Consider the following 8,257-nt stretch of genomic DNA (forward strand, 5'->3'; position numbering starts at 1 on the left):
ACATACCGCCCAGAGGGCGGCGTTACGAAATTTACCAATTACTAATTACCCCATTCTCGCAACCATAAATTAAGTTGCAGTTGAAACTCCCGCAGGCCGAATTTGTTTTGCAGGCGCATACAATTCATTCCCATTTAGGATGTCCAAATTCAGACGATAGCCAACATTGCGAACAGTTTGAAGCACACTAGGCTGTCGGGGATCGATCTCAATCTTTTTACGCAAAGACAGCACATGAGTGTCAATAGTTCGCGGATTATCAATAGAATCTGGCCAAGCTCTCCGTAACAAATCCGATCGCGACAGCGGTACTCCTCCAGCTTGAGCTAGCACATAGAGCAAGCTAAATTCTTGAGGAGTCAGATCGATCGGCTCCCCCTGCAACCGAACGCGGCGCTGTACCAAATCAATTTTGAGTTCCCCGCAATCCAAAGTAGCAGGGGGGATAGTATTGCGGTTGCGCCGCATCAGAGCCTCCACCCTAGCCATAAACTCTTGCATCCCAAAGGGTTTTGTTAAGTAATCATCGGCTCCCGATCGCAAACCTTCCACGATATCAGCTTCCGCACTGCGAGCAGAGAGCATCAAAATTAGCGACTGCTGCTGTTGCTGAAGCCATCGGCAAAATTCTAACCCGTCTCCATCGGGTAGTTCTGCGTCAAGAATAACTAGGGAAGGCTGGCGAGTATAAAATATTTCCCTAGCATGATGAATGTCGGCTGATTGGTGTACCCAAAACCCGACCTGCTGTAGGTGCCAGCCTAAGAGCGATCGGAGGTGCGGATTTCCTTCAATAATCGAAATACAAGCAGATCCCACAGAGGCTCGTTTCCCATATCACTAATCGCTACCAGATTATCAGAGCTTTTGTCATGGTTTTGTAACCATCGCTACCCAAGCCTTAGCTGCACTTAAAGCCATCAAAAAGCTCTACACCCAAATTTTAAAGATTTAGTCAACTTTTAAGTCTCATTTGGCAGAAAGCTTAGAGCCTTCTCCGGGTTGTCATAGAATGAAAGTAGTAGTCCCCCCTCAGCCAAACCCCCCCCATGCTAAAACCCTTTATTAAAATTCACGCTTCCATTCATCACCTTTGCTGTTGGGAGTTGACAAATCTGCCAGCTCAAATTAAACTCCCACAAACTCTAAGCTCCATTGTGGGATATTTTATCCAGTTTGATCCCAAAATTTACCAAAATCCTGACTCGATTAAGTGCATACGGAATTATCTAGCTGTAAGTGGGGTATAGAAAGGGACACTAGCCTCTAAAGTTCCTCCCCAAGGCAGCTTTATCCCCTAAAGTCGCAATTAACAGGGAAAAATTGCTCCTTTCCAGCCAACTCAGCTCAAAGGAAACCTGTTGGTAAACCCCCCAGTCATGTAGAGATAAACCCTAAACAATTTCAACTTTACACCATGCTTCAAGATACTCATACCATCCGCCACTACCAAAAACTCACCGATGCCCTCGTCGAAATGTGGAATAGAGGTTATCGCTTCGATGACTTACGGCTGTACTTAGACGGTTATTTAGCTGCTTTAAGACATACAAATGCGATCGAACCTTACCTAATCCATAGATTAGAGGAGGAAGCTACTCGCTATATCTACGACCCCTCGAATTTTGAAGTACCTATGCCGCAACCCGAATCTGGCTACTATTAACAACACAGCTTTGTAGCTTTTTAATAGATAAAAGATGTCAATGTTTTATTGGGTTTCGTACCTCAACCCAACTTATCTGAGTTTGGAAATCGGTAAATAGGTAGACATAATTAATATGTCATTGCGAGTGAAACGAAGCAATCGCCAAGCCTTGAGATTGCTTCGTTTCACTCACAATTGCTTACCTAAAAAGTGCTCTATAGAGCTTTTCTCAGGAGGAAAACAATAAAGTTTTCTTCAGGAAGCCAAAGCCACTTCTACCATTTCCTGCAATTCGCCCTTCTGATAGAGTTCGATCATAATATCTGAACCACCGACAAACTCACCGTTAATATAAACTTGAGGGATAGTCGGCCAGTTAGAATACTCCTTAACTCCCTGACGAATTTCGGAGTCTGCTAAAACATCAACTGTCTCAAAAGGAACTCCCAAGCTATTAAGAATTTGCACCACATTGTTAGAGAAACCACACTGGGGCATTAACTTATTTCCCTTCATAAAAACCAAGACTTTGTTTTGCTTCACCAAGCTTTCAATTTTGTCGTGTGCTGCCGTACTCATGGTTATTCCTCAACTTGTTTTATTGTGTTATTTTCAGTCTGAAAAAATCTAGTTAGTTAACTGTTAACTGTTAACTGTTAACTGTTAACTGTTAACAATTTCCCTAAGCAAGTTAACTTTCTGCTGCCCATTCTGTAGGAGTGTAGGTTTTCAACCCTAGAGCATGGATGGCTTCACTCGCCATCGCTTCTTTGAGGGTACTATAAACCAGTTGGTGCTGTTTGACTCGGCTTTTTCCTTCAAACTCGGAAGAAATTACGATCGCCTGGTAGTGATCGCCACCGCCAGTCAAATCGTCTACTTGTACTTTAGCGTCAGGCAATCCAGCCTGGATCATTGCCATTACTTGAGATGGGTTAACCATTATCGATCTCTGATAGACTACTGCAATTTAGATTTTAATTGAATTATTTGGTTGACGAACTCGGCTGAGCGTCACGGGCGGGCCGGGGATAGGGGACATCCACAAACCCCAGTTCTAATAACTGCTGGTAAGCTTTTTTTCCCAAGTCGCGAGTAGGCTGCTGAGAGCGGATAATCTGAATTAGCAGGGGAACTGCCAATTCCGGCTTATTTTGGGCTCGGTGTACCAACGCCAACCGATAAGTGGCTTCATCCCGCATCTGGGCTGTTTCCAAAGCCTTTGTGCGGTTGGTGTCGGCCAGACGATTATCAATCCCTGAAAAAGCTGTTGCCAGTTGTTGGTAAAAATTAGACAACTGATTAAAAACTTGACGGGACTCTTGAAGTTTTTGGGCAGCTAGAACATAATTCTGATCGGAAATGGCAGTGCTTGCCTCAGACATTAAACGTTGTCCTCCTGGTATGCTCAGAAGGCTGTCTGGCCCCGCAGGGCGGAGATTGTTCGGATCGGTCGGATCGAGAGGATCGGCCGCGTCTCGGTTCTCTGGCAGAGGGGATTGCTGTGCCTGGACGCGGAGAGGTTGCAGCAAGATGAAAGCTGCGATTACCGCAAGAGTAATCCGGGCGGTGGAGCGTAGGAGGCAAACAGTTCCAGAGTGTACCATGAAGTAACTTTGCCCGTTGGCGGCAAGAAAAAATTTTAAGTGTCTGGCGATCTTACCACTATTTGCGATCTAAATCTGGTAAAATTATGCAGAATTTACGTTTTCCCTCAAAGTGTACCGAAAAGATAGTCTGAACATAGGAACTATACACTAAGACTTAAAGTAAAGCATACAGGTCTATTGCAGATGACATTGCCAGTTAACCCGTCCCCCGCAGTTTTACAAGATTACCAAGGTACAGGAGTCCCAGAAGAAAGTGTGGGATTTATTTTGCAGCGGGGGGGTGAAGAATTAGCCCTTACCAAGGCAAGCGATCGCTTTACGGTGCGTATGTCCCCCCAAGCAGAAACCGTTCAAAATTGGGCATCCCAAATCCCCGGAAAACTGCAAGGAACTGTACCGCAAAGTGACTTAGAAGAATTTACGATCGATCCAGCGCAGCGGGACGCAGCAATGCAGACGGCTCGATCTTTAGATACAGTAGTTTTTGCTAGCCATGTCTACCACCCCAGAGACAATCCGGCTACGTTATTTTACTTGACAGACCAAATCACAGTTCAATTTGCCGAGGGAGTGGAGCTCGCGGCCCGCGAGGCGATCGCATCTTTTGTAGGATTGCAAATAGTCCGTCCCATACCAGGGATACCCAACGCCTTTGTCTGCCAAGTTACCAAAGAATCTACAGAAAATCCCCTTAAAATCGCCAACCGCTTGACGCGATACCGAGAAGTTTTAGTCGCCGAACCAAATATTGCCGTACAAGCTCAGCAGCACTATATCCCCCGCGACACCCTTTATAGCAAACAATGGTATCTCAATAACAAAGGTGGCAGTCAATTGGGTGCTGGTTCCCACATTTCTGCTGAGCAAGCTTGGGACATAACTCGCGGTACTCGTTCTGTAATTATTGCGATCGCAGATGACTCCGTTGACCTCAACCACCCCGACTTTAAAGGTTCAGGCAAAATAGTCGCCCCCTTAGACTTAAAAGATAACGACTTTTCGCCGATGCCAGTAGCAGAATCAGACAATCACGGCACATCTTGTGCTGGTGTCGCAGTCGCAGAAGAAAATGGCATCGGTATTGTCGGTGTCGCCCCCGGCTGTGCCCTGATGCCCATCCGCACTACAGGCTACCTCGACGACGATTCCATCGAACAGATATTTAACTGGGCCATCAACAAAGGAGCCTCAGTCATTTCTTGCAGTTGGGGGCCTAGTGCCGTTTACTTCCCCCTATCCCTCCGACAAAGTGCGGCCCTTACTAGAGCCGCTACCCAAGGGCGCAACGGCAAAGGCTGCGTAATCGTCTTTGCTGCGGGTAATGCCAACCGTCCCGTTAACGGCACAATTAATGAGAAAGGCTGGCCGAAAAATATACTCAGCGGTCAAACTAAATGGCTGGGAGGCTTTACAGTCCATCCAGACGTAATCACCGTTTCGGCAAGCACTTCCCTAGGCAAAAAAGCCGCTTATAGCAATTGGGGTAGCGGGATCTCCGTCTGTGCTCCCAGCAATAACGCCCCGCCGGGAATGTGGTTGCAAGAAACTGGATTTGTGAGTACGCCTCCAGAGGTGACAACCGCGCTCCCTGGTTTAGGGGTATTCACTGCTGACCGAGTAGGAATGGCTGGGTACGATCAAGGGGACTACACTGCTTATTTTGGTGGTACTTCTAGCGCTACCCCAGTAGTAGCAGGGGTTGCAGCTTTGGTGCTGTCGGCAAATCCTAATTTAACCGCACAGGAAGTGCGGGGTATTCTCCAACAAACGGCTGACAAGATTGTTGATACTGACCCCGATCCCCAATTTGGTACTCAAATGGGTACTTACAATACTTATGGTCGCTGCGACTGGTTTGGATATGGCAAGGTGAATGCTTTGAAGGCTGTGCAGGCGGCGGTGAAAATGGGCGGAGGTGCCGCTGGCGTGACAAAATTCGCCGATATAAACGGACATTGGGCGCAGGCTTTTATTGAAGGTCTAATCGCTGCCAATATAATTAGTGGGTTTCCTGATGGCACCTTTAAGCCAAATGACCTTTTAACTCGCGCTCAATATGCGGCGTTGTTAGCTAAGGCTTTTGATTTAATTCCGAGAGTAGCTGCTACGAATTTTATCGATGTTTCTGCTACGTTTTGGGCACGGTCAGTAATTTTAAAGGCAAATCAGGCGGGGTTTTTGGTAGGATTTCCGGGGTTGAGGTTTTTGCCAGACCAGAATTTAACTCGCGCTGAGGCAATTGTCTCTTTGGTGAATGGTTTACAACTGACTGGGGGTAGTCTGAGTGCTTTAACCGTGTATAGCGATCGCACTCAAATCCCCTATTATGCTGATTGGCAGGTAGCAACGGCGACTGAAAAGAAGATCGTGGTTAATTATCCTGTTCGCACTCGGCTTTCACCAATTCAATATATTACCCGCGCTGAGATTTCAGCTCTAATTTACCAGACTTTGGTAGCAACAAATCGGGCTAAGCCAATTACTTCTCAATATATTGTCTAGGAATTGGTAATTGGTAATCCGTAACGCCGCCCTCTGGGATGCACAAATGTCTAGTACCCGATTGGGATCGAGCTGGAATGGCTCTATTTGGCTATAAGCTACAGAGAATTTTTGATATTGCAACCGCCAAGGCAGTTAGGACACTCGATCGTGGCTGAAACCATTGACTCTCTTTCCCTTCTTTCCCTAGCCCCTAGCCCCTAGCCCCTAGCCCCTAACCGCCCTGGCGGTTGCTATATTGCAGTTACTCGCGACTGTCTTGCCAAGCAAACTCAACAAGTAACTGGGATTGATTCACATAACATTCTTTTTGTCAATCGGAAACTTCGTTTCTAATCCTTAACCGTTAACAACTGTGAAGTTTTGCTGCCTTTTAGCTAAGAGCTTGGAAACACTGCGGTACACTAGGCCATGATTCTCTGTGAAAGATAGGTGGTGGAAGCTCGCCGTCAAATCTATTCACTTGCAGATACAGCAAATTTTGATGACTCGTTTGGAGCTTTTATTCAATGTCTCATGCAGTCAAAATCTACGATACCTGCATTGGCTGTACCCAATGCGTCCGCGCTTGCCCGCTTGATGTTTTAGAGATGGTTCCCTGGGATGGCTGCAAAGCCGGTCAGATTGCCTCTTCCCCTCGCACAGAAGACTGTGTGGGCTGCAAGCGGTGCGAAACTGCTTGTCCCACTGACTTTCTGAGCATTCGGGTTTACCTGGGAGCTGAAACAACTCGCAGTATGGGTCTAGCATACTAAGAAGCTATTAGCACGCTCTTTGGGATCGGCCTGATGAGGGGGCGTTAATCGCCCCCTCTCTTGTGAGTAATTTTGAAAAGCCTATAATTATATCACAAGTCAGAAGTCAAAATTCAAAAGTTATTGGACAGCAATCTCATCGCTAAAAAGGAGACAGCATGAAATACTTTTCAATCGTGATGGATTTGCTGCGGGAACGCCAGCAATTCCTTGAAGACCTCCGCCAAGGCGTAAGACTACAATCTAAAATCTTAGGTCTGTTGATTTCCAGTTGCGTATTCTTCGCCATCTATGGCGCTATCATTGGTGCAGCGAATAGTTGGCAACAAGCAATCATGTCAGCGATAAAATTGCCAGCTCTTTATATAATTACAGTTATCATCTGTTTTCCCACATTATATTTTTTTAATGTAATGTTTGGTTCCAAGCGTTCCTTCGAGCAATATTTGGCATTGCTAATGACGGCTGTGGCGTTAATTGGAGTTTTACTCTTAGGATTTGCCCCAATTTCGCTATTTTTTCTAATTAGCACCTACGATTACCAGTTTTTTAAACTGTTAAATGTTGCTATTTTCTCACTCACAGGCTTTCTCGCTGTTAATTTTTTATATCAAGGTATGCAGTTGCTTTCTAAGGAAGACCCCGAAGGTAACGAAATTCGCGACAAAATTTTGAAATTCTGGCTGATACTTTATGCCTTTGTTGGCTGTCAATTGGCATGGACGCTAAGACCTTTTTTCGGAGCACCAGGAGCACCTTTCGAGCTATTTCGCAGTCGAGACAGCAACTTTTATCTGAATATAGTACAAGCGATATCTGAAATTCTTGGTTATCGCTAAACTTTTAATTAGGAAATCTGAAACTGTTATGCAGCAAGATTTGGAGGAGTTGAGAATTACTGAGAAAGAACTAGAAGAGTTAAGCAGTGTAACTTTGAGTGATGTTTTAATGGGTAATTTATACCGAACTTCTGTGCTTCGTGAGAGTTTGATAGGCAAGAAAAGGCGCGGCCGCCAACAACTTGCCTCTTTGATTTTCAATGAAGTTTTGATATTTGGCTTAACGTTAATTATTTCAGTTCCCATTACTTTGCTTGTTACTAAAAATACTGCTTCTGTACCAGATACTCAGGCATTTTTCCAGTTTTTACAATTAACTTTAGTCCTGTCTATTTTCTTGAGTTGCGCCTGGAATATTTATATGTGGTTGAAAGCAAAACCTCTAGCAGCTTTGGCGAATTTGGCGGATGAAGTAGAGAAATATAATGAGGTGATTCAGGCTGTAGATATTATTGACAAGTTAACTGCTGTGGGTAATTTGCCAGTAAATTTGATTAACAGAAAGGATGCAGTTAAAGCATTGAATGTTACTAGAGATAGTTTGATTTGTGCATTGAGAAGTGAAAGGATTCTCAGAGAAAATCAAGAGTTTATTGGTCGCCGCTATGAGTTATTTGTTAATATTGAAAATAATCTAACTGCTTTAATGGCTTTTGATGTTAATAACCAAGCAAGTGAATATGGACGATTGTTGAATGAGGCGCTAGAAATTGGGATGAGCGTGCATAAAGAGGTAAGGAAATTACAGGATAAGTAGTCGGACATAAATATAGTTATGTCATTGCGAGCCAAGCGCAGCGCGTCAAGCGAAGCGCAGTTGCGAGCCAAGCGAAGCGCGTCAAGCGAAGCGCAGTTGCGAGCCAAGCGAAGCGCAGTTGCGAGGGTACGAAGCAAGCCCGAAGC

General features: G+C 45.1%; 9 protein-coding genes. 5 read left to right on the plus strand and 4 right to left on the minus strand.

Going from position 1 to position 8,257, the window contains the following annotated elements:
- Nucleotides 1-69: 69 nt before the first annotated feature.
- A complete protein-coding gene (locus tag PY364_RS14255) occupies nt 70-819 on the minus strand; it encodes a response regulator transcription factor (RefSeq protein ID WP_275523423.1) in 750 nt (249 codons plus the stop codon).
- A 598-nt stretch (nt 820-1,417) separates the two neighbouring features.
- Between PY364_RS14255 and PY364_RS14260 the strand changes: the two genes are divergently transcribed.
- Nucleotides 1,418-1,666: a DUF6761 family protein gene (locus tag PY364_RS14260; RefSeq protein ID WP_275523425.1), complete on the plus strand. Its 249-nt coding sequence runs from the start codon at nt 1,418-1,420 to the stop codon at nt 1,664-1,666.
- 237 nt (nt 1,667-1,903) lie between these two features.
- Here the strand turns inward: PY364_RS14260 and grxD are convergent, their stop codons facing one another.
- From grxD to PY364_RS14275, 3 genes are all read right to left on the minus strand, one after another.
- Complete coding sequence (grxD, locus tag PY364_RS14265; RefSeq protein WP_275523427.1) at nt 1,904-2,227, minus strand: Grx4 family monothiol glutaredoxin; 324 nt, start codon at nt 2,225-2,227, stop codon at nt 1,904-1,906.
- 112 nt (nt 2,228-2,339) lie between these two features.
- Entirely contained in the window at nt 2,340-2,591 is a 252-nt protein-coding gene (locus tag PY364_RS14270; protein WP_275523428.1) for a BolA/IbaG family iron-sulfur metabolism protein, read from the minus strand.
- Between the two features lie 43 nt (nt 2,592-2,634).
- The gene (locus tag PY364_RS14275) at nt 2,635-3,255 is read right to left on the minus strand and encodes a hypothetical protein (protein ID WP_275523429.1); all 621 of its coding nucleotides are present in this window, start codon (nt 3,253-3,255) and stop codon (nt 2,635-2,637) included.
- Nucleotides 3,256-3,441: 186 nt separating this feature from the next.
- Here PY364_RS14275 and PY364_RS14280 point away from each other — a divergent pair, with 186 nt between their 5' ends.
- The 4 genes from PY364_RS14280 (at nt 3,442) to PY364_RS14295 (ending at nt 8,111) form a co-directional block, all read left to right on the plus strand.
- Nucleotides 3,442-5,760 (plus strand): S8 family serine peptidase, encoded by a 2,319-nt coding sequence (locus PY364_RS14280; protein ID WP_275523431.1) that lies wholly within the window; start codon nt 3,442-3,444, stop codon nt 5,758-5,760.
- Nucleotides 5,761-6,269: 509 nt separating this feature from the next.
- Nucleotides 6,270-6,515: a photosystem I iron-sulfur center protein PsaC gene (gene psaC / locus PY364_RS14285; protein ID WP_007355303.1), complete on the plus strand. Its 246-nt coding sequence runs from the start codon at nt 6,270-6,272 to the stop codon at nt 6,513-6,515.
- 158 nt (nt 6,516-6,673) lie between these two features.
- On the plus strand, nt 6,674-7,354 hold the full coding sequence (locus tag PY364_RS14290) for an actin-binding WH2 domain-containing protein (RefSeq protein WP_275523433.1): 681 nt from the start codon (nt 6,674-6,676) through the stop codon (nt 7,352-7,354).
- A gap of 28 nt (nt 7,355-7,382) precedes the next feature.
- Nucleotides 7,383-8,111, plus strand: a complete 729-nt coding sequence (locus PY364_RS14295; protein WP_275523435.1) for a hypothetical protein — start codon at nt 7,383-7,385, stop codon at nt 8,109-8,111.
- Nucleotides 8,112-8,257 lie beyond the last annotated feature (146 nt).

This window comes from Kamptonema sp. UHCC 0994 (genome assembly GCF_029167235.1).
Lineage (GTDB): Bacteria > Cyanobacteriota > Cyanobacteriia > Cyanobacteriales > Microcoleaceae > Kamptonema.

What these genes read in the sequence shown, in the direction of transcription:
- PY364_RS14260 (WP_275523425.1), top strand. Translation starts at nt 1,418, where the DNA reads ATGCTTCAAGATACTCATACCATCCGCCACTACCAAAAACTCACCGAT.
- grxD (WP_275523427.1), bottom strand. Translation starts at nt 2,227, where the DNA reads ATGAGTACGGCAGCACACGACAAAATTGAAAGCTTGGTGAAGCAAAAC.
- PY364_RS14270 (WP_275523428.1), bottom strand. Translation starts at nt 2,591, where the DNA reads ATGGTTAACCCATCTCAAGTAATGGCAATGATCCAGGCTGGATTGCCT.
- PY364_RS14275 (WP_275523429.1), bottom strand. Translation starts at nt 3,255, where the DNA reads ATGGTACACTCTGGAACTGTTTGCCTCCTACGCTCCACCGCCCGGATT.
- PY364_RS14280 (WP_275523431.1), top strand. Translation starts at nt 3,442, where the DNA reads ATGACATTGCCAGTTAACCCGTCCCCCGCAGTTTTACAAGATTACCAA.
- psaC (WP_007355303.1), top strand. Translation starts at nt 6,270, where the DNA reads ATGTCTCATGCAGTCAAAATCTACGATACCTGCATTGGCTGTACCCAA.
- PY364_RS14290 (WP_275523433.1), top strand. Translation starts at nt 6,674, where the DNA reads ATGAAATACTTTTCAATCGTGATGGATTTGCTGCGGGAACGCCAGCAA.
- PY364_RS14295 (WP_275523435.1), top strand. Translation starts at nt 7,383, where the DNA reads ATGCAGCAAGATTTGGAGGAGTTGAGAATTACTGAGAAAGAACTAGAA.